18 protein-coding genes are annotated in these 20,819 nt (G+C 64.2%); 5 read left to right on the top strand and 13 right to left on the bottom strand.

The features are described 5' to 3' along the window. Both EV379_RS14140 and EV379_RS14145 read left to right on the top strand, forming a co-directional pair. Positions 1-1,494: a hypothetical protein gene (locus EV379_RS14140; protein ID WP_130506703.1), complete on the top strand. Its 1,494-nt coding sequence runs from the start codon at positions 1-3 to the stop codon at positions 1,492-1,494. 134 nt (positions 1,495-1,628) lie between these two features. After that, positions 1,629-2,816: a hypothetical protein gene (locus EV379_RS14145; RefSeq protein ID WP_130506704.1), complete on the top strand. Its 1,188-nt coding sequence runs from the start codon at positions 1,629-1,631 to the stop codon at positions 2,814-2,816. Here the strand turns inward: EV379_RS14145 and EV379_RS14150 are convergent. The 12 genes from EV379_RS14150 to EV379_RS14205 form a co-directional block, all read right to left on the bottom strand. Next, complete coding sequence (locus EV379_RS14150; RefSeq protein ID WP_165397378.1) at positions 2,813-3,709, bottom strand: glycosyltransferase family 2 protein; 897 nt, start codon at positions 3,707-3,709, stop codon at positions 2,813-2,815. The two genes, EV379_RS14145 and EV379_RS14150, sit on opposite strands and share 4 nt — an antisense overlap. Continuing rightward, positions 3,706-4,653: a glycosyltransferase gene (locus tag EV379_RS14155; RefSeq protein ID WP_165397379.1), complete on the bottom strand. Its 948-nt coding sequence runs from the start codon at positions 4,651-4,653 to the stop codon at positions 3,706-3,708. The genes EV379_RS14150 and EV379_RS14155 overlap by 4 nt, the downstream gene beginning before the upstream one ends. A 29-nt stretch (positions 4,654-4,682) precedes the next feature. Further along, positions 4,683-5,522, bottom strand: a complete 840-nt coding sequence (locus EV379_RS14160; RefSeq protein WP_165397380.1) for a glycosyltransferase — start codon at positions 5,520-5,522, stop codon at positions 4,683-4,685. 636 nt (positions 5,523-6,158) lie between these two features. After that, a complete protein-coding gene (locus EV379_RS14165; protein WP_130506708.1) occupies positions 6,159-7,460 on the bottom strand; it encodes a UDP-glucose dehydrogenase family protein in 1,302 nt (433 codons plus the stop codon). A 124-nt stretch (positions 7,461-7,584) separates the two neighbouring features. Continuing rightward, positions 7,585-8,094 (bottom strand): VanZ family protein, encoded by a 510-nt coding sequence (locus EV379_RS14170; protein ID WP_130506709.1) that lies wholly within the window; start codon positions 8,092-8,094, stop codon positions 7,585-7,587. A gap of 85 nt (positions 8,095-8,179) precedes the next feature. After that, the gene (locus EV379_RS14175; RefSeq protein WP_207226258.1) at positions 8,180-9,193 is read right to left on the bottom strand and encodes a sugar phosphate isomerase/epimerase family protein; all 1,014 of its coding nucleotides are present in this window, start codon (positions 9,191-9,193) and stop codon (positions 8,180-8,182) included. Next, positions 9,190-10,152: a sugar phosphate isomerase/epimerase family protein gene (locus EV379_RS14180; RefSeq protein WP_130506710.1), complete on the bottom strand. Its 963-nt coding sequence runs from the start codon at positions 10,150-10,152 to the stop codon at positions 9,190-9,192. Before EV379_RS14180 ends, EV379_RS14175 begins: the two co-directional genes overlap by 4 nt. A 51-nt stretch (positions 10,153-10,203) precedes the next feature. Beyond that, on the bottom strand, positions 10,204-11,031 hold the full coding sequence (locus EV379_RS14185) for a carbohydrate ABC transporter permease (RefSeq protein ID WP_242616390.1): 828 nt from the start codon (positions 11,029-11,031) through the stop codon (positions 10,204-10,206). Continuing rightward, the gene (locus EV379_RS14190; protein WP_207226259.1) at positions 11,028-11,870 is read right to left on the bottom strand and encodes a carbohydrate ABC transporter permease; all 843 of its coding nucleotides are present in this window, start codon (positions 11,868-11,870) and stop codon (positions 11,028-11,030) included. The genes EV379_RS14185 and EV379_RS14190 overlap by 4 nt, the downstream gene beginning before the upstream one ends. Before the next feature lie 128 nt (positions 11,871-11,998). Further along, entirely contained in the window at positions 11,999-13,312 is a 1,314-nt protein-coding gene (locus EV379_RS14195) for an extracellular solute-binding protein (RefSeq protein WP_130506711.1), read from the bottom strand. A gap of 71 nt (positions 13,313-13,383) precedes the next feature. Beyond that, positions 13,384-14,877 carry a GMC oxidoreductase gene (locus EV379_RS14200; protein WP_130506712.1) on the bottom strand — a complete coding sequence of 498 codons (1,494 nt, stop codon included), beginning with the start codon at positions 14,875-14,877 and terminating at the stop codon, positions 13,384-13,386. A gap of 67 nt (positions 14,878-14,944) precedes the next feature. Further along, positions 14,945-16,129: a Gfo/Idh/MocA family protein gene (locus EV379_RS14205; RefSeq protein ID WP_130506713.1), complete on the bottom strand. Its 1,185-nt coding sequence runs from the start codon at positions 16,127-16,129 to the stop codon at positions 14,945-14,947. A gap of 116 nt (positions 16,130-16,245) precedes the next feature. Between EV379_RS14205 and EV379_RS14210 the strand changes: the two genes are divergently transcribed. The 3 genes from EV379_RS14210 (at position 16,246) to EV379_RS14220 (ending at position 19,018) form a co-directional block, all read left to right on the top strand. Then, positions 16,246-17,436: an ROK family transcriptional regulator gene (locus tag EV379_RS14210; RefSeq protein ID WP_130506714.1), complete on the top strand. Its 1,191-nt coding sequence runs from the start codon at positions 16,246-16,248 to the stop codon at positions 17,434-17,436. Between the two features lie 96 nt (positions 17,437-17,532). Continuing rightward, positions 17,533-18,231, top strand: a complete 699-nt coding sequence (locus EV379_RS14215; RefSeq protein ID WP_130507500.1) for a YqaJ viral recombinase family protein — start codon at positions 17,533-17,535, stop codon at positions 18,229-18,231. A gap of 7 nt (positions 18,232-18,238) precedes the next feature. Beyond that, positions 18,239-19,018 carry an alpha/beta fold hydrolase gene (locus EV379_RS14220; RefSeq protein ID WP_130506715.1) on the top strand — a complete coding sequence of 260 codons (780 nt, stop codon included), beginning with the start codon at positions 18,239-18,241 and terminating at the stop codon, positions 19,016-19,018. Between the two features lie 122 nt (positions 19,019-19,140). Here EV379_RS14220 and EV379_RS14225 read toward each other — a convergent pair whose 3' ends face one another. Further along, positions 19,141-20,715, bottom strand: coding sequence for a M20/M25/M40 family metallo-hydrolase (locus EV379_RS14225; RefSeq protein ID WP_207226260.1), 1,575 nt, complete (start codon positions 20,713-20,715; stop codon positions 19,141-19,143). Positions 20,716-20,819 lie beyond the last annotated feature (104 nt).

The following is a 20,819-nucleotide window of genomic DNA, read 5'->3' on the forward strand; positions in this document are numbered from 1 at the left end:
ATGAGCTTTTCGAACGCTGTGGCATTCGCGAGGAAGATTGACTACGTTCCGTGGGTCTACGGTGCCGCTCTCCTTCTCACGCTGATCCCCGCGTCGATTGCAGTGCTGTTCTCAGACGCAGGCTGGACGCCGTTGGTCAAGGTTCTGGCTGTTGCCATCGCCGTCGGAGCCGCTGCAGCGCTTTTCCAGTCAGCAGCCCGAAAGACATTCAGTTTTGCGATGTCGCTCTTCTGGATGTGGGTGTATGTGTTCCTCGGGCTCACCCAGCTATATCAACTCGCGAGCAACAAATTCCCGTGGGGAGCAGCTTTCGATGATTCGACCGTCTTAACCGCACAAGCGGTCATTCTGCTCGGGAGCGGATCCCTGTATCTCGCTTCAGAAATGACGATGCGGCGCAAACGCGCGGTGCTCAGCGCCACGGCCGCGCATGGTGAACCGCCCGTGCGACCTGCCAAGTTGCGGATCACAGTCCTGACATTTTGCTACGCGTACTCCGCAGTCACGATCTGGTTCATCATCTCGAACGGCTCCGCGCTTTTCCAGGGCAAGGCTGCCTTCCAGGACCAGCTTGAGGCGAACGCGAGCATACCGGGCTCCGGCACCGTGTTCTTGGTCGCCATCGCCGGTGCAATGTGCATCCCGGCGATCGCGATCATCGCGAGGCGATATGACGTTGGCATACCGCTCCCGGTCGTGTTGCTCGTTTGTGCCCTGGGATTTGTCGCAACGAATCCGCTGACCGGTTCACGATTCCTCACCGGTACGTTCCTTCTCGCCCTAATCGGCGCACTACTTCTCCGCAGACACCTTCTGAGATTCGTCCCGCTGGGGATAATGCTCACTTTCGTGACGCTGTTCCCTTCCCTGGACATTCTGCGAAATGACGGAACCGGCGCCGAGGAACTCGCGCTCTCGATGCCAAGCCAGACTCTGCTGACCTTTGATTTTGACTCGTTCGAAATGCTGCTCAGAGCCGTGACTGTATTCGGCCACGTGCCCAATGGCTTTCCGACCCCGTTTGAGCTCTTCCTGGCGCCAGTTCTGAGGTGGGTTCCGGTGTTATCTGCAACAACTCAGGGTCACGACGGCGGCCCGGTTGTGGCCGAAATCACCGGAATGACCTGGACGAATGTATCCATGCCGCTGTGGGGAGAAGCCTACTTGGTCGGCGGATTTGTCGCAGTTGCGTTGGCGTTCGCGGCGTTTGGCATAGTTTTGGGGCTAGTTCGACCGTCTCCAGGTGTGCTCCAGCCCATGCGCACGCCCGCTGCACTGATGATCGAGGTCCCGGTCGGTGCGCTTCTGATCATGTTGCTTCGGGGTTCGCTTGCATCTGTTTTGGGCTACTTGCTCTTCACACTTGCGCTGGGGATCGTGATATGGCTGGTTTGGCGGCGGGACGAGGCAGGGCCCCGAATCAGGACGCGCAACTCGGCGGCAGGCGTCAGCGCACACAATCGTCCTCAGCAAACGAGTAGGAGCGGCTGCTAATGTCCCAACCTGCTTCCGCAGACGCGGCCCGTACAATCCCCCAGGCTCTGCCCACCTCAGAGGCAAGAGAAGCATTAGCGGCCGAGATCATTGGATCTCTCGCCGTCGGGGACCATGGTTTTCACTCAAAGGCTGTGCTGCGTGCGCCCTTCGGGCTTGCGACTTTGTTCCTCAACGCCACCAGGAACTTGTTCGGAAACGACAAGGAGGCGCTTCCGCCCGGTGAAGTACTCCTTCTGATCGCAAACCCCCTCGCCCATGGAGCTCGACTCGCGAGCGCCACGCAACGCAGCATCCACAGCAGATCCGTGGTCACGGTCGCAGACGCACGATTTGCCGATCCCAGCCTGAAGATTGACTACTCGTTCCCCGGAATCTCCTCTCGCTCGCTCAAAGCGGCTACGACTTTTGGCCGACTGTTCGAGGGGTTGCGCCTTCGACGCTCTGTACCGCGTACACACCAGCTGATCGGCTCTCAGAACCACTTCTACCGGGAGTACCTGTTCCTGGCCCAGGCGCTGCGCTTCATCGAGGCACGCGAGATCGTCAGTCGGCTGGCCCCGGAGACGGTTCTAGTCACGGACTACGATCGCCATACGTACAACTGGCCGTGGATCTCGGCCGCAAACGAGCGTGGTCTCTCAACTGCGTCACTAGTGCACGGCTCACCGAATGACTCCAACTACGTGCCTGTTCTCGCGCGAAACGTGCTGGTCTGGGGGCAAGCACAACTCAGTTGGTTCGCAGAGCGGAGCCCCGACGCTCGAGCGATTGTCGTCGGGCGACCGGATCTGTCGAACTGGACTGCTGACGCGCCACAGCGGCTTCGGCGCGTCGTGGTTTGCCACTCGCGGGAAATTCTGAGCCTCACTGAGGTTGAGCGCATCACCGCATCAGTCGCTGCGTTCCAGCGGCGCGGGCTTGAAGTGCATCTGAGGCTGCACCCGAGCATGGTGGAGGAAGGGCTCGATTCGAACTGGGCGAGAATCTCGAGGATGGCCTCATCAGTCTCCGGTGGGCGCGAATCTTTCGCGGAGAGCATCTCCGCAAGCGACGTCGTTGTGTGCGTTACGTCAACTTCGGCGATCGATGCGATCACAAAAGGTGTACTGACCCTTGTGCTCTGTGATGACGACCGTGTCCTGCCCTGCGACCTTGGCGAGGTTCGCAGGAACGCGCCGAGCGTTCTTGACGCTATCGAGAAGCGGCTAGCCGGCAGCCTGGCTGGAACCTCGGTTCCTCGGGAGCTGGTGGATCATCTCATTGCATCCCGCGGACCAGACGCCGAAGCACTCTTGGATTCGGCGGTTGCGTCACTCTAGCCAGCCAGCCTCTCGCGGCTGTCCAGCGAGGATGCGGGCATCCGCTCTCCCTCACGCCAGCCTTTCGCGATCTCGAGAAAGGAAGACCACCGACCGCGCTTTGTGAGCAGCGCGCGGGCAATTGAACGGGTGATCTCGAAACTGACGGCTATCCGTCCACGGTTCTTTGAGTACAGTTTTCGGTGGAAGAGAAACAAGTTCCGCCCCAGGAGCCGTGAAGGGATTCCGCTGGACTTCTGGCTGACGCGCGCGCGCGGAACCCAGATGACTCTATGCCCGGCCCGTCGGAGTCTCGTGTGTAGGTCAGTCTCCTCGAAGTAGAGGAAGTACGTCTCGTCGAGCTTGAAATTCTCGAGGTCGGCGGTGCGATACATCGTAAATGCACCGTCGAGCCATTCTCGATCGACATTCGATTCGTTCGCCAAGGCGTCAAGATTGACCCAATGCCGTGGCAATTTCAATGTTGGTGTGAGCCTCCCACCAACTGACCAAATCTGCCTGCCGGTGTCAGCATTCAGCAAAGTGGGGCCCGCGACCGCGATCCGCGGGTCGCCGAGAATCTCTTCTCTCATCGCTCGAACCGCCCCTGGCGCCGCAAGCGACTCATGAGTTGAAACGAGCGTGAGGGCTCGATCCTGCTCAGTCGACTTCAGGTGCGCGACCCCATCGTTGACGGCCGCGGCATAGCCGCGATTTCTCGTGTACAAAACCGCATAGCCGTCACAGCCGGGGATCTGGCGGTCAGTCGCGTCATTCCCGTTGTCGACAATGAGGATGCGATCCTGAGCCACTCCGTTGGCTGTGAGCGCCCCAAGGGTGTGCACCAGCGTTTCAGGGCTCTTGTGATGCACGACGATGCACGCAACGTCATCGACCACTTCGGAGACACTCAACGGTTCGCCTTGGCGTGAGCGGCGCGCCAACGGAGCCCAACCGGATAACCGGCCATCTTCGCGAGGTCGCCGGCGACAACAATCAGTGGTACGAGCGCAAGGCCCCAGATCAGCCCCGGTCCGAAGCGCGCACGTCGATTCCACACGCGACACCAGAACTTTCGCATGTAGAAGACGAATCCGAGCGCAAGCGCCACCGCGGCCCACGGGGTGAAGAAGGACCCGACTAGCAAGAGCAACCCCGCGATGTATGCGAGATAGCGCGCAAGGTGCCGCTTCCACCACAGGCTCGCTTTGCCATCCCCGCGTGCATATCGAAAGTACTGCTTCATAAACGAGCGAACGCTCGATCGTGCCGACCACGTAACTATGGCCTCGGGGACGAAAGCAAAGACAAAGCCGCGGTTCTTCATACTGATATCGAAGATCAGGTCCTCGCAGTAGTCGAGCCACTCCGGGTATCCCTCGACACTTTCCCACGCCTCCCGCACGAATGCGAGTGAGCGGCTAGACGGGAGAAACGAAGTTGGTTCGATTTCGTGAAGTTCCGGTGTCACGGCAAAAGCAATGGTGCGTTCGGTGAGCGATTGGCCGACCGGTTCAAAGAACCCGCCCACGACCTGAGGCGCCTCGGGAGAATCAAAGGCAGCGAGCATGCGTTCAACCCAACGCGGGTCAAGTGTGGTCCCGCCGTCGGTCACCAGGATACGTTCGGCCGACGTCTGCGCCACAGCAATGTTGCGCCCTTCAGAGATACTCGCCCCGGGTCGCACCAGCAAAGTGAGCATGCAGTTTGCTGGGGCTGGCCAGGCACGGAGCAAATCTACCGTGCCGTCGGTGGAGCCACCGTCGACGACGACGATTTCAGAAGGGAGAACGCTCTGCGCCGACAAGCTCTCCAGAAACACGGGAAGACCCCGCGCCTCATTCAGTACGGTCAGCACGAGGGCCCCTGCCCGAATAACTGGCATTCCTAAGCTCCGTAGACTTCGCGGCTGATCCTCGCGTGCTTGCGAGACGCGATGTTCCTGCCCAATAGGAATTCTGGGTAGCGTCCGTAGAACTTGAACATAGACGCCAACTCTCGCTTCCATGGCGTCGCGCTCAAGTTGGAGGTCTCACGAGCCCAGCCGTGCGTCCACCTCACGCGCGGGACAACGGCCACGGGGACTCCAGCCTTCCACGCCCGCAAGCAGAAATCCTTGTCCTCGTAGTAGAGGAAGAAATGCGAATCCCAGGCACCGAACATCTCAATGCTCTGACGGGCCGCAAAGATGGAAGCGCCCATCAGCCAGCACACCATTCTTGGCTCATCGGATTCGCTGAACAACAAGTAGCTACCATGAAGCTTCTCTCCGGAGCCGAGCCTGTTCCTGACCTTGTCCAGCAGGAAAGGGAACCCTCGCCCGTTTGGTTGCACGGAGCCATCGGCATTCATCAGCTGCGGCGATACGACCGCTTGATTCTCAGTCGCGACGAGCTCGAGTGCTTTCAAGTCCGCATACTTCACACGAATGTCTGGATTGACGAAGCCAACAAACTGGCCGCGAGCGATCTCAAAACCCTTGTTGTTCGCCAGACCAAAACCAAGGTTCTCGGTGAGTCGGATGACCCGCGTGGCGCCTAGCCGTTCGGCGAGCTCGGCACTTCCATCCGTAGAGCAATTGTCAACGACGATCCACTCGACGTCGGAGGGAACCGCATCGTTCTTGCCCCAAAACTCTTCAAGAGCCTTTCGGCTATTGTGCGTCACCGTGATGAGCGAGCACCACGGACTTTCAGACCTGCCGGCAACGCTTGGGATTGAACTCACCACTAACTTTCATCTATTGTGCTGTCAGAATTGCGACATGCAGCCGTCCGCGCGGTACGAACCAGATGCCCCCTGCAACCCACGCATGGCAACCGCGGCTGAGCCATACATAGTCTCCTGAAGATTACAGCACTAGTTCCACACCAACGGCCTCTCCGCTGGTAGAGCGCTCTCCGTTGGCCGGAGCGAGCTTGGAGCCGCGCTCCGCTCTCACCGGCATCGTGACGACGAACGCCCCACGCATCATCAGACCTTCGGGTTCGACCCTACGAAGCGGTGCTACCTCAATGTCGAGGCGACCGTCATGGCCAGTGCCCGCACTGGCACCCCGTAGTACAGCTTTCACCTGCAGGCTATCGGGGTGTACCGCAACAGCATCAGCAGTGGGGGCTTCGAATCGGCACTGTCGATGGGTGGAGGATGAAGGCTCTCTGAAGGTGAGATCCAGCTCGACAGGTAGTGGCTCGAATGCCGCCCAAGCAGGTGTACTGCCCGGGGACGCTCACTCCCGCACACCACCTACACGCCTGGTGCAGGCGAGGACCGAGTGTGGGCCGACTTCGCCTTGGCGCAGGGCAAGACGAACGAACTTTCCTAGCCCGATGTAGGCGAAACCGCCGCGCGTGGGGCGGTCGGCTACGGCCGCCCCATGCCGCGGTACGTCCAGCCTGCGGCGCGCCATGCAGCGGCATCGAGAGCGTTCCGTCCGTCGATGATGGTTCGCCCCGCGGCCAAGGACGCGACGTGGGCTGGGTCGAGTTCGCGGAAGTGCGTCCACTCGGTGGCCAGCACGACCAGTTCGGCGCCGTTGAGAGCCTCGTCGATCGAGTCCGTGTAGTCGAGCTGGGGGTGGCGCAGCCGTGCATTCTCGATGCCCTGAGGGTCGGTGGAGATCACACCGGCGCCCAGACCCTTCAGCTGCACCGCAATGTCGAGTGCAGGAGAGTCACGGACGTCGTCAGAGTTGGGCTTGAAGGTGACACCGAGCACAGCGATGCGCTTGTTGTAGACGGAACCGCCGAGGGCTTCGACGGCGAGGTCGACCGCGCGCTGACGACGACGTAGGTTGATGGCATCGACCTCTTTGAGGAAAGCCACCGATTCGCCGCGGCCAAGCTCCTCGGCGCGGGCGGTGAAGGCGCGGATGTCCTTGGGCAGGCAACCGCCGCCGAATCCGACACCGGCGTTCAGGAAGCGGCGACCGATGCGCGCATCGTGACCGATCGCATCCGCGAGCTGGCTCACGTCGGCGCCCGTCACCTCGGCGATCTCTGCCATCGCGTTGATGAAGGAGATCTTCGTCGCGAGGAAGGCGTTGGCCGCCACCTTGACGAGCTCGGCAGTCGCATAGTCGGTGCTGATGCGTGGGGTGCCCGCGGCCAGCGCCGCGGCGTAGACCTCGTCGAGCACGGCCGCCGCGCTCTCGTCGGCCACACCGTATACGAGCCGGTCAGGTTCGATGGTGTCCTTCACGGCGAAGCCCTCGCGGAGGAACTCGGGGTTCCAGGCGAGCGTCGCGCCGGTGCCGCTGTCGGCAATCAGTTGCGCCAGGCGAGCGGCAGTGCCCACCGGCACGGTGCTCTTGCCCACGACGAGGTCGCCGGGCTTGAGGTACGGCAGGAGGCCGGCGACCGCCGCGTCGACGTAGCTCATGTCGGCGGCGTGGCTGCCCTGCATCTGCGGGGTGCCGACGGCGACGAAGTGCACGGTGGCGTCGGCGACATCCGCCATGTCGGTGCTGAACCGCAGACGTCCGCTCGCGCCTGCCGATGCGAGGATCTCGGGCAGGCCGGGCTCGAAGAAGGATGGCTTGCCGGCAGCGAGCTGCATGATCTTGGCGGCGTCGACGTCGATGCCGACAACCTCATGACCGAGTTCGGCCATCGCCGAGGCGTGCACGGCGCCGAGGTAACCGCATCCGATCACTGACAACTTCACGAAGGCACTCTCCATTGCTTGGTGTCGGGGCGGCGTGACCACCCTCCTCGCCGGTGGTGCCGACGAGCTTCAGTATCAATCATCCTCGCCTGTGACAGCTGAGAGAAATCTCACCGCTGTGGGATCAGTAGCGCGGAACCGCGGGACGTGGGGTCTGCTTGGCCTGCCAGAGCGCTCTCGCAATCACCTTCTCGTCGCGGGCGTTGACGATCGCACGCAGAATCACGGCAATCAGTGTGCCGAAGAGCCCGCCGAGCGTGTTCGCGAAGACATCACTCGCCGTCGCGAAACGCGACTCAAGCAGGCCGGCTTGGGTGAGCTCGATCGCAATGGAGATCGCCGGAGACGCGAGCAGGGCGAGCCACCAGACACGCGCCGGAAGCGCCAGGCCAATGAGGAATCCCAGCGGAATGAACATCGCGATGTTCGCCGTGAACTCAAGCTTGTTGTATCCGAACCACTCCGGGACTCCGTTGCGGTGCAGCACGCCGAGGAGCTTGTCGATGGATGACTCGAAGCCCTGGTCGAGCGGGGTCGGGGAGAGGGTCATCGCGGCGACGACACCCGCGTAGGCAAGGAGCAGCAGCAGCGAGATGTTGCGGCGCGCGTGGCTGGGTGGTGGTTGCTGGCTCATCGGCTGTGCCCCTCGTTTGCCGGTCAGGTCAGAGTGCAACCGTAGGCGAGGTGGCTGGGCGTTCGCAAAGCGCCCAGCCCGAGCCCTACTGCGTCGAGAACGCCGCGTCGAAGCCGGCCGTCGGCCGCGGCCAGAGCAGTGAACGGATGTAGGCGAGCGCCTGCGGGCCACCGTGCAGGCGGTCCATCCCGGCGTCCTCCCACTCGATCGAGATGGGGCCCGAGTAGCCGATGGCGTCGAGCGCGCGGAACGCATCCTCCCAGGGGACATCGCCGTGCCCGGCTGAGACGAAGTCCCAGCCGCGTCGTGGGTCGCCCCACGGCAGGTGCGAACCGAGCACTCCGGCCCGCCCGTTTTGCGGCCGCATCCGTGTGTCCTTGCAGTCCACGTGGTAGATGCGGTCCTTGAAGTCCCAGATGAAGCCGACGGGGTCGATGTTCTGCCACATCATGTGGCTGGGATCCCAGTTGAATCCGAACGCCGGGCGGCGGTCGATCGCCTCGAGCGTGCGCACGCTCGACCAGTAGTCGTAGGCGATCTCGCTCGGGTGCACCTCATGGGCGAAGCGCACGCCCTCGTCGTCGAAGACGTCGAGGATCGGATTCCAGCGGGTGGCGAAGTCCTCGAAGCCTGCGTCAATGACGCTCGCCGGAACCGGTGGGAACATCGCGACGTACGGCCAGATCTTGGAGCCGGTGAAGCCGACGACGGTGTCGACGCCGAGCTTGCGGGCCACCCGCGCCGCGCGCTTCATGTCCTCGGCCGCGCGCTGGCGCACGCCCTCGGCCTCGCCGTCGCCCCAGGTGTAGTCGCGCAGGATGGCCTGGTGCCGGAAGTCGATCGGGTCGTCGCACACCGCCTGCCCGGTGAGGTGGTTCGAGATCGCGTAGACGCTGAGTCCGTGGCGGTCGAGGATCTCGAGCCGCGAGCGCAGATAGGCCACGTCCTCGTCGGCTCGCCTGAGGTCGAGGTGGTCGCCGGATGCCGCGATCTCCAGCCCGTCGTAGCCCCACTCGCTCGCGAGCCGCGCCACCTCCTCGAACGGGAGGTCCGCCCACTGGCCGGTGAAGAGCGTGATCGGATGCGTGGTCTCGGTCACAGTTCACCGGCCTTCACTCGACGCATCCACTCGGCAGAGACGGCAGCGCTCTCGCCCGGATTCATCGATGCACGGTCAACCTCGATGAGCACCCACCCGTCAAACGCCTCGGGCAGGGCGTTCAGAACGCCAGGCAGGTCGATCTGCCCCAGACCCGGCTCGAGGAAGAGCCCACGGTTCGTGCTCACGTTGTAGGGCACGGGGTTCTCGCGCGCAGAACGCGCCACGGCGAGGTTGAGGTCCTTGATGTGCAGATCCATCAGTCGGTCCGACCACTTGCTCAGGTAGCTCGGGGAGTCGATACCGGCCCACTCAAGGTGGCCGATGTCGAAAGAGGCACCGAGCAGTGAGCTGTCGACCTGGCCGAGCACGTACTCGATCTCGGCCTCCGTCTCGACCCATGTTCCCACGTGGTTGTGCAGGCCAGAGCGGATCCCCTCAGCTTTCAGCACCTCACACGTCTCAATGAGGTACTCGACGAACTCGTCGAGCCGATCTTGCCGAAAGTCGTAGCCAACGGCGGCCCTCTCATTGAATCGCACGCCGCTGGGAGTCTGGTTCACCTCGGCCGAGACGAAGATCGTGTCGAGGCCGAAGTAGTTTGACTCCTCGGCGCGGCGGCGCGCGTGGTCGAACCAGTGCGCACGCTCGTATGAGCCTCGCGCAAGCTGCCCTCCGTGATCGGATGGCAGCGGCACCTCGACGTAGCCAGGCGAGAGCTGCAGGCCAGCGGCATCCACCATCGCCTTGTAGTTCTGCAGAGTCTGGGTGTCGAGAACTTCGAGCATGGTGGTGTCAAAGCCAGCGGCTTTGATCTGGCCGAGCACATCGGGGTAGTCAGCCACGAAGCTCGGGTCTGCGAAGCGCCACAGGTCTGCGCTGTTCGGGTCGTTGGGGTCTTCTTTGACGTTGATCCACTGGATGGCGTTGAGCGCGAATTTGAGGTCTCGACGAGACATGGCATGTCCTTTCTTGAAACGGATGCAGTGTCGGCAGGTGTTGGGCGGTGACTACTTGAGCCCTGCGGTGGCGACGCCTTGAATGAAGTACTTCTGCAGAAAGAGGAACAGGATGAGGATTGGAAGCAGCACGATCATCGAACCGGCGAGCATCACTCCGAAGTTGAGTGTGTTGGAGGCTTGAGAGGCCACGGCCAACCCAACCGGAGCGGTGTAGGTGTCTTGCGACTGGGCTACCACGAGCGGCCACAGAAAGTTGTTCCATGCCGCAAGGAACGACAAGATGCCAACCGTGGCCAGGCCGGGGCCCGACAACGGCAAGAAGATACGGAAGAAGATCCGCGACTCACCCGCGCCATCGAGTCGCGCAGCTTCCATCAGCTCGAACGGCACGGCGTGCGCGAACTGCCGCATGATGAACACGCTCAGCGGCATCACGAGCAGCGGCAGGGCTATGGCTGTGAGCGTGTTGACGAGGCCCATCTGCACCACGATCACGAACTGTGGCACGAACAGCGCAACGTAGGGCACGATCATCGACACGATCACCAGGGGGAAGACGAACCCCTTGCCCCGAAAGCGAAGCTTGGCGAGCGCGTAGCCCGCCATCGCGCTGAACAGCACGTTCCCGGCGACGACGGCCACCGCAACGATGATGCTGTTGCTCATGTAGCCGCCGAAGCCGCCCGAGATGAAGAGTTCGACGTAGTTGCCCAGTTGGAATGCCTCAGGAAACCACGCGCCGGGGTTCGAGAAGAACTCTGACTGTGTCTTGAACGATCCAAAGAACAGCCACACGAATGGCAGCAACATCACAACGGTGATGACGATGAGTCCCGTGTAGGTCAGGGCGAGACGGGTAGGCGATGCAGTTTTCAATGTTTTGGCCTCAGCATTCGAAACTGAACAATGGCCACGATGCCCACGAGCACCAGCAGCACTACGGAACCGGCCATAGACGCCGAAATGTTTCCGAATCCGAACTGCTCATAAACCCAGAGCGCCATCGAGCGCGTTGAGCCGAGCGGCCCACCCTTGGTGAGCAGGAATGGTTCCTCGAAAATATTGAGGAATGACACCGTCATGAGCACGGTCACCAGCAAAGTCGTCGGGCGCAACAGCGGGAGGGTGATCGACCACAACCGCCGCAGGCCACTCGCACCGTCTGTTGCCGCCGCCTCATACATCTCCTCTGGCACGGCCTGCAGCCCGGCAAGAAAGAGGATCATGCAGGTTCCGGCCGTGCGCCAGATGCCCATCATCACCACGAGTGTGATCGACCACCCCGACTCACCGAGCCAATTCGGCTGGGCGAGGTCCAACGCGCCCAGGGACGAGTTGACCGGCCCCGAGATCGAGAACGCGTATTGCCAGATCACCGCGGCAGCCACGATGTTCGTGATCACGGGCACGTACACAGCGGCACGAAAGAATGCGCGCAAGCGGCGAATACCCCGGTTGAGCATGAGCGCCAGCGCAAACCCCAGTGCCATGCTGAGCGGAACGCAGAGAACCACGAACATGATGGTGTTGAGGAACGCGCCCTGAAAGGACGGGTTGCCGAGCACCTTTGCGAATGCATCGAGACCGACGAAGTTGACGGCGAAAGGGTCGCGCACGTCACGTGCAGACATATCGGTGAGGCTCGCGCTCACGGCGAGAACCGTCGGAATCGCGGTGAAGATCAGGAAGATCGCGAGGAAGGGTGCGAGAAACACCCAAGCGGTGGCAGTCTCAGCACGACTGCCTTCAGACGTCTTACGGCTCGGGCGGCTGTCCCAGAGGCGCCGCGTGGGCGCCTCTGGCACAGTTACCGAGCGCGTTGCACTCATCGACATGGTGGGGACTACTGCCCTACGCCGATTGATTCAGCTTGCTGCTGGGCGGCATCGAGCGCATCCTGCGCCGATACATCGCCGCGCACGACCGTCTCGATCTGCTTGCCGAGGATGTCGCCAACCTGCGACCACGTCGACACATTCGGCTGGCCGACACCGTGCTCAAGCGCGGAGTGCACCGCGTCGAGCAGCGGGTCTCCCTGCAGCGCAGGGTCTTCCCATGCGGCGCGAAGCGCGGGCATGTTGTGCATGAGCTCGTACCACTTCACCTGCGAGGTCGGCTCCGACATGAAGCGCGAGAACTTCCACGCTGCATCCTTGTTCTTGGCGTCCTTCGGCACGAACCAGCTACCGCCACCCGTTGTTGCAGCCTGGTCGCCACCGGGGCCAGTGGGGTTGTCGACGAATGCGAGGTGGTCTGCGCCCCAGCCCGCGCCGTTGGCGTCATCGAACCACGAGGCAAACCACGGTCCACCGTCAACGATTGCCGCGTTCTTGCCCTGCGACGACCACGGAACGGTGTCGAGGAACTGCGGGCCGTCTGCCGACGAGAGCCCGTCCTTGATCAGGCCAGACCAGAACTCCAGAGCTTCAACGTTCTTGGGGTCGTTGATCGTCCAGGCAGAGCGATCGGCCTTCAGAAGCGAGCCGCCATTCTGCACGGCGAAGACACCCACCTGCGCGGCCGTGTACTTGTCGTAGCTGGCAGCGAGCGCGAGCGGAAACTCCACACCGTTGGACTTGAGGTCCTCGGCAAAGGTGCGCAGCTCGTCCCAGTCCTTCGGAGCTGCTGCGACGCCGGCCTCCTGCGCGAGGTCGGTGCGGTAGATCAGCACATTCGCGTAGGTGTACCACGGCACACCGTACTGAACGTCGTCAACGATCGAGTTGGCCCACATCGCTGAGAAGAAGTCGTCTTCCTTGACAAGTCCTTCCGGCATCGGGTCGAATCCGTCGGTGTTGAGCAGCGCGGGCTGGTCTTCTGTGTAGGAGAAGATCAGGTCGGGCACGGTGCCCGCGGTGATCGCCGCGGTCATCTTCGACGCGAACTGGTCACCAGGAAGCTTGGTGAGCTCGATCTCGACATCGGGGTTCGACTTCTTGAACTCTGCGATCATGTCTGGCAGCTTGTCGCCGTCGGCGCCCTGTGCCCAGAGCTCAACGGTTCCTGTTGCCGGCTTGTCATCGATGGCGGCACCGCTTCCGCCGGCGGCGTTGCCGGTGTCGGATGCACGGCCGCAGCCTGTGAGGGCGACTGCTGTAACGGTGATGAGTGCCGCGCCGAGCAGCACTCTATTCCGCTTGGTCAGGTAGCTTCGCATGGCCTTCTACTCCTTTGAGTTCTCTGGGGGGGGATGGTGAAACGTTGTGCGATTGTGAATCGGGTCGTGATTTAGGAATTGATGTGGGCGACCATCGCCCGTGCAGTGCGCACGGCGAGGGTTGCGCCTGTGAGGGTTGCATTGCAGGTGAGCGCGGTCGGGGTCACGCCGTTGCCCGCGAGGTAGAGGTTGGAGAACCCCCACACGCGGCCATCTGTGTCGCACACACTGGTGCCGTCGTCGACGGGGCCCATGCGCACGGTGCCGGTGTAGTGCAGCGACGCTCCGGCGGGGAGAACCTCAGAGGACTCCGCACTGAATACGCCAATGGCGTTGGCAGCAGCGCTCTGTACCTCTTGGGTGGCGCGAATCTGCTCGAGATCGCGCTCCGAGTAGGAGAAGTGCACAGTCATGTGCGGCATCCCGAGTGAATCTGTCAGTTCGTCGGAGAACTCGATGCGGTTCTCGGGGCGAATCTCGGTTGAGCAGTACCATCCGACGCCGAGAACGTGTCCGAGACCTTCTGCGTCGCGCTCCATGAGCTGCCCGTGTGTTGGGCGCTCGGCACCGATGGATGGGCTCCAGTACGAGCCGATGAACGGTTCGCCGGCAGGCGGGGTGGGAATGTCGGCATCCGTCAGGCCGAACCGTTCCGCGTCAATGACGACATCGCCGTCGATCGAAGCATGCTCGTTGAGGCGCACGCCGAGGGCCTCAGGGCGGATGCCGGAGGCCCACAGCAGCTGGGGGGTGCGCAGCGCGTCTGCGGCGACGAGGTAGGTGCGCCCCGTGTATGTGCGCTCCTCGCCGGTGACGATGTCACGCCCCACGATGCCGCTCACGTCGTGCCCGTCGCTCACGATGCGTGTGCAGAGCACTCCGGTCTTGAGAGCCACGCCTGCTGCGCTGCCGTCAAAGAGGAACGGTGCGATATCGCGCGGTCCGGTGCGCGCAAAGGGCGCGCCATCGCGGTCAACGCCGGCCATCGGCATGAAGCCGGCTTCGCGGCTGGGGTCTGGGCTCGGCACTGCCGTGCGGAGCGCCTCGAAGATGGGCTCGGTGAATGGGTTGGGCACCAGCGGGCCTCGACTCACGCGCAAGAGCTCACGGGCCGCCTCCACGTCGGCATCCCACTCTGCACTGGGCAGAAAGTCGGGGATTTCTTCTGCGTAGGGCCACGGGCACGCAGCAGTCCAGTGCACACCCATGCCGCCGATGTTCCACGCAATTGACGCACCGGGAAACTCGGCAAAGTTGTGCCCGAGGAATGCCGCGGGAAACACCCCAGGCAGGTCGTCGCGCCAGGAGTCGCCTTCAATCTCGTTCATCGAGACGGCGCCCTTCACGTACTCGATCTGGCGCGCACGGCGCATGAGGTCTTCGTACGAGGCGTTCATCGCGTTCTCGTCGGCTTCGACGAGGTGCTCACCGGCGATGCCGGTGATCTCGCGGCCTGCCTCCAGCACGAGAACCGACGTCTCTGGCGATGCAGAATGGATGCGCGCAGCAACGATCGCGCCGTTGATGCCGCTGCCGACGATGACAACGTCGTAGGTCTCGCTCATCGGTTCTCTGTCCTTGTCTCGTGGTTCGTCTGTGGGATGGTGCGATCTTCTGTGAGTGGCCGAGCGCTCATGACAGCACCTCGACCCAGGCTCCGGATGCCGCTGACTCCAACACTGCGGCGGTCACGCGCACCGCGCGCAGGCCGTCGGCGAAGGTGGGGAGGCCCTCTGGGCTGCAGCCCGACTCCACGCCCGTGCTGGCTGCGAGGCTATTGGCCGCTGCGTCGGCGTAGCTGTCTGCGACGAAAGCGTTGAAGGCGTCTTGGTAGCCCATTGGATGCCCGGACGGCACTGTGCTGAGCCTGGCTGCATCTGGTGCAAGCTCTGCCGGGTCGCGCAGAATGTGTTGTGAGCCCACCCGACGACCGAGCCAGAGTTCGTCGGGGCGCTCCTGGTCGAAGCGAATGCTCTGCTCTGTGCCGGCGATCTCGAGCACGAGGCTGTTCTTGCGGCCGGGCGCGACCTGCGAGATCAGCAGCGTGCCGACGGCACCGCCTCTCATCTCGACAACCAGGGCAACGAGGTCTTCTGTTGCGATGTCGTGGTTGTTCGAACGGTTGCCATACACCGTGCGGGTTGTGGCGTTCAGACGGACGATGCGGTCGGCTGTGATGAATTCGAGCAGGTCGACGAGGTGCGAGCCGATGTCGGCGAAGGCACGAGATGGGCCGCCGAGGTCAGCGTCGACACGCCAGTCGTCTGCGTGAGGCTCTGCCAGCCAATCCTGCAGATAGCCGCCGTTGATCGTGAGTACGCGTCCGGTCTCGCCCGCCTGCACTCTGGCGCGGGCTTCGCGCACCATGGGGTGGAAGCGGTAGACAAAGGGGACGGTAGCGGTGAGCCCCGTTGCTTCTGCCCGACGCACAAGAGCAGCGGCATCCACCACCGATGTTGCAAGCGGCTTCTCACACACCACGTGCTTGCCCGCGTCGAGAGCAGCCAAGGCAAATCGTGCGTGGGTGGTGTTGGGGGTGCACACATGGATGATGTCGATCGCGTCATCGGCGAGGAGCGCATCAACCGAACTGTACGAGCGTGCGAGCCCGAGCTCGAGGGCTGCGCGCTCCGCGCTGCCGCTGCTCGACGATGCGACGCCAGCGAGTTCGGCACGCGCCGCGCGAGCGGCCCTGCTGTGCACGGTGGTCATAAAGCCAGCACCGATAAAGCCCGCACGCAAAGCGACGGCCGGGCCAGTCGCTTCGGTGCGGTCGGCTCCGGCCGGTGCGGCGGAGTCAATGACTGTCTTTGTCATGCTGGAGAGTGTGACACACATCATTCGACTTTTGCTAGTTAAAAATCAAAAGTTGTTTGTTGTACAACATCTTCATTAAGTTCTACCTCAGTAAGCCGATGTGGTTTACTGTGCGAATGGTGGACATTAGCCGGGGTGCCGCCCTCGGAACATTCGGGGCGAGCGAGCTGTTCCAACTGCTGCGCGACGGTCAGCCGCGCACACGTGCAGAACTCGCAGCAATGACCGGCCTTGCCCGCTCAACGGTCGCCGCACGCGTTGAATCGCTGATGTCGCTCGAGCTCATCTCTCCTGTTGGAGACGCCGCCTCGACCGGTGGCCGCCCTTCTTCGCAGTTCGCGTTCAACCCTTCTGCCCGGGTGGTGCTCGCCGCCGACCTCGGCGCCTCCCACGCAACGCTCGCCGCAACAGACCTCAACGGAGCTGTGCTCGGAGAGGTGCACACGAGCATCGACATCGCGAGCGGCCCCGAGGCCGTGCTCGGCTGGATGGTGTCGGCCGCCAGGCAACTGCTCGACGAGCTGGGGCGCCCGCGCCACGACCTCGTCGCGATCGGCGTCGGGATTCCCGGCCCGGTGCAGTACTCCACTGGCCGGCCGGTGAACCCTCCGATCATGCCCGGCTGGGATCGCTTCGACGTCCCCGGCTGGGTGCAGCAGCACCTCGAGGTACCGGTTCTGGTCGACAACGACGTCAACATCATGGCCCTCGGTGAGCGCGCGTTCGCCTGGCCGAACAGTGAGCACCTCATGTTCGTCAAGGTGGCCACCGGCATCGGTGCCGGCGTCATCTCCGGCGGGCTGCTGCAGCGCGGCGCCCAGGGCATTGCCGGCGACATCGGCCACGTCCAGGTGGCACGCGGGGCGGGCGTGCCCTGCCACTGCGGCAACCGCGGATGCCTGGAGGCGCTCGCATCCGGCCCCGCCATCGCACGGTCGTTGCGGGAGGCCGGCCTCGACGTGAGCTCCGGCCGCGACGTCGTCGAACTCGTCAAGCGCGGCAACATCGAGGCCATCCAGGCCGTGCGGCAGGCCGGGCGCGACATCGGCGAGGTGTTGACGGCCGCCGTGAGCCTGATCAACCCCTCGGTCATCGCCATCGGCGGCTCCATGGCCCGCGCCGGAGAGCACCTCATCGCCGGTGTGCGTGAGGTCGTGTACACGCGGTCGATGCCGCTGGCCACAGAGCACCTCTCGATCGTGCAGAGCTCGGCGGCCGAGAACGCCGCGGTGCTCGGCGCCAGCATGCTGGCGATCCACCACGCGCTCTCCCCCGAGGGCGTCGACGCCCTCTCTCCGCGCGCCTGAGCCTGCCCAGACGTTCCGGCGGTTCGCACTTCGGCGAGCGCGAGAGAGAATGGACGGGTGAGTGATGCTGTGCTGGGCCTGTTCGACACCGATTCCATCGGTGACGCCGCCCCGCCGGCATCCGTCGCCCCCTGCCTGACGCGCATCGTGGCCGATTCGGGTGACCGCGCCGCCTGGCTCTACGCCAGGGCCCGCGGCATCACCGCGACGGATGTCGCGAAGCTCTCGACCCCGCGCTCCATCCAGTCGGCGGCCCACGAGAAGCTCAACGGCTCGAACTTCGGCGGGAACTCCTGGACCGACCACGGCCGCGCCCGCGAACCGGTGATCGCCGAGTGGGTGCGCCGCGAACACGGCATCGAGCCGAGCTCGAGCCTGTTCCACGCCGCTGAGGAGCGGCTGCACCTGGCCACACCTGACGGCATCGTCGTGCGTGACGGCGGCCGGGTCGAACTGGCCGAGATCAAGACGACGAGCAAGGCGTGGCGCAGCATTCCGCGCGCGTACCTGCGTCAGGTCTGGTGGCAGCAGTACGTGCTCGGCGCCGAGCGCACGCTCGTCGTGTGGGAGCAGCACGAGAACTTCGTGCCGATCGGCGACGAGCCACTCTCGCGCTGGGTCGACCGTGACGACGAACAGATCGCGGTGCTGATCGGGCTCGCCGGGCAGCTCGTCGACGAGTTGCGCGGTCGTACGGCCCGCAAGCTGGAGGCCGCCGCCGCGGCATCCGCCCGCGCCGCCCGCGCCGCCGAGGCCCGCGAACTCTACGGCCCCGGCGCGCTCTACGTTCCCTAGGAGGCCAGTGGTCACGGTTCTGCTGCACGGCCTCGGTGCCGACCGGCACCAGCCGCTCGGGCTGTTCGCCCCCGTGCTGACCACCGCCGAGCGGAGCGACTCCGTCATCGCCCTGGATGTGCGCGCCCACGGAGACTCGCCGCTGCTCGGTGCGGCCGGTGACTTCGCCCTCGACGCGCTCGCACGGGAGCTCGCGGCAACCGTCACCGCTGCCACCGACGGCACGCCCGCCGAAGCTGAGCCCGTCACCCTGATCGGCATCTCGATGGGCGCGGCACTCGCGCTGCGGATCGCGCTCGGCGAGATGCTGCCGGTGCGGCGGGCCGTATTCGTGCGGCCGGCATTCGCGGGCGAGTCGCTGCCGCCGAATCTGCGCGCCTTCCCGGTGATCGCCGAGTTGCTCGCGCGGCTCGGGCCGGCCGCGGGTGCCGCCGCCTTCCGCGAGAGTTCGCTGTACCAGCATGTCGCCGCCGCATCGCCGCTCGGCGCCAGCGGGCTGCTCGGCCAGTTCACGGCACCGGATGCCGCGGCCCGCGCCGTGCGCCTGAGCGAGATTCCGCGCAACAGCGCCTACCGGGACCCGGCCGAGCTCGCCGCCCTCGCCGCGCGCGGGGTGAGCTCCCTCGTCGTGGCCGCGCCGCGGGACCCCGTGCACCCGATGACGGTGGCCGAGGAGTGGGCGGCGGGGCTCGGCTCACCCCTGCTGCGTGTGCCGGCCCGTGACGACGGGCAGCCGGCGCAGACCGCCGCCCTCCGCACCGGTGTGGCTGACTGGCTGCGCGGCTGAACCGGTGGCGCCGGTCCGGCAGCGCGACCCGGCGGCGCCGGCATCCCCCGCCGCGCACAGGAACAGGCCCGACCCCTCCGTGGTGGGAACCGGGCCTGCGCCTGATCGCTGTGCTCAGGGCATTAGCGGATCAGCTTGCTGCCCCAGTAGTCGACGCTGCTCACGTCGAGCTGCGCCGACTTGGCCATGCGGCTGCCGTCTTCGAAGAATCCGGTCTTGCTGACGGCCAGGGTCATGATGGAGTGGGCCGCCGCATCGCCGAGTTCGTTGAGCGCGGCCGTGCTGAGGTTGTCCACCGTGTCGCAGGCCTGGTGGTAGCAGGCGTCGTATGGCGCCCCCGCAGTGCCGCCGTAGACGACGGCCTCCTCCGCGGTCTTCAGACCCTCCGCACCGCTGAACAGTCCACCGGCGGGAATACCAACGGCGATGAAGGGGCCGTAGTCGGAGCGACCGTCGAAGGCGGTCGGCTCACTGGCGAGTCCCTTGGAGGCGAAGTAGTCGGTGAAGACCGCCTCGATCTGCGCGGATCCGGGAGGGCCACCGATCCCCTCGGGGTCGGCCGAGCCATCGCCGTCGTAGACGAAGCGCACGTAGTTTGGCGACCCGAGCATGTCGAAGTTCAGGTTCGCGTAGATCGTCGCCAACTGCACATCGCTGAGGGTGTCGACGTAGTGCGTCGATCCCAGCAGATTGTTCTCCTCTGCACCCCAGAACGCGAAACGCAGCTGCTGCTGCGGTTTGATATTGAGGTTCGCCATCTGGATGGCGGTCTCGAGTATCGTGGCCGTTCCGCTGCCGTTGTCGTTGATGCCCGGTCCGACGAGCACCGAGTCGAGGTGCGCCCCGACGACGACGACCTTGCCTGGATCGCCCCTCTTGGAGTCGGCCAGCACATTCGTCGTCGTGCGGGTCTCCGAGATGGTCGAGGTGCTCAGCGCGACGACGGTCGACCCAGCCTGGGAGGCGTCGTAGAGTGCGACACCGTCGGCGTAGCTCAGGCCGACGACCGGGATCGCTGCCGGAACGCCCAGCGTCACGCCCGCAAGCAGGTCGGTCCGGCCGGGGTTGCCCTCGTTGAAGATTGCGGCGGCGTCATAGCCGGCAGCTGCGGCGTTGGCGACCTTCACCTCGAAGGTGCATGTGCCGCGCTGGATGAGCGCGACCTCAGGCTCCGTTGCCGAGGCGGGAGTGAAGTCCTCCGGCAGACATCCGGATGCCGAACTCGGGGTCGGCGTGGCCGGGATCACGACGTTGAGCGTCGGCACGATGGCACCGGTCACCTCACCGTTGCCCGAATACTCGAGCGTCGACACCTCGTAGTCGGTCGGGGTCGGTGAGACCTGGCTGAGCGAGGCCGGCCCGGTCTCCTCGAAGTACGGGAAGTCGAACGGCTGCGAGGTGACCGTGTATCCGGCCTTGCGCAGCTGATCGCTGACGTAGGCGGCCGAGGCGTCGAAGCCCGAGGTACCCGATGCGCGCGTTCCACCGTTGTTGTTCGCGATGCGCTGTAGCGCGCGCTCGTGTTGCAGGATGCCGTTGACCGTCACCGCCTTGAGTAGCTTCTCGGTGCTGCTGCCGCCGTTTCCATTGCCATTGCCGTTGTTGCCGTTACCGTTGCCCGCCAGTGCCGGGGTTGCCGGAACCAGCACGACCGCGGCCAGCACCAGGCCGGCGAGCGCCATTGCTCTTTTTTGCACGATGTCTCCTTCGAGATGCGGCCCCTGTTTGGGGCACGTGTACGAGGGTCGCGTACGCCGACCGCCGACGGTGAGCCTCTTTACCAAATCGTTATATTTGAGAT

Source organism: Microterricola gilva, assembly GCF_004217495.1.
Lineage (GTDB): Bacteria > Actinomycetota > Actinomycetes > Actinomycetales > Microbacteriaceae > Microterricola > Microterricola gilva.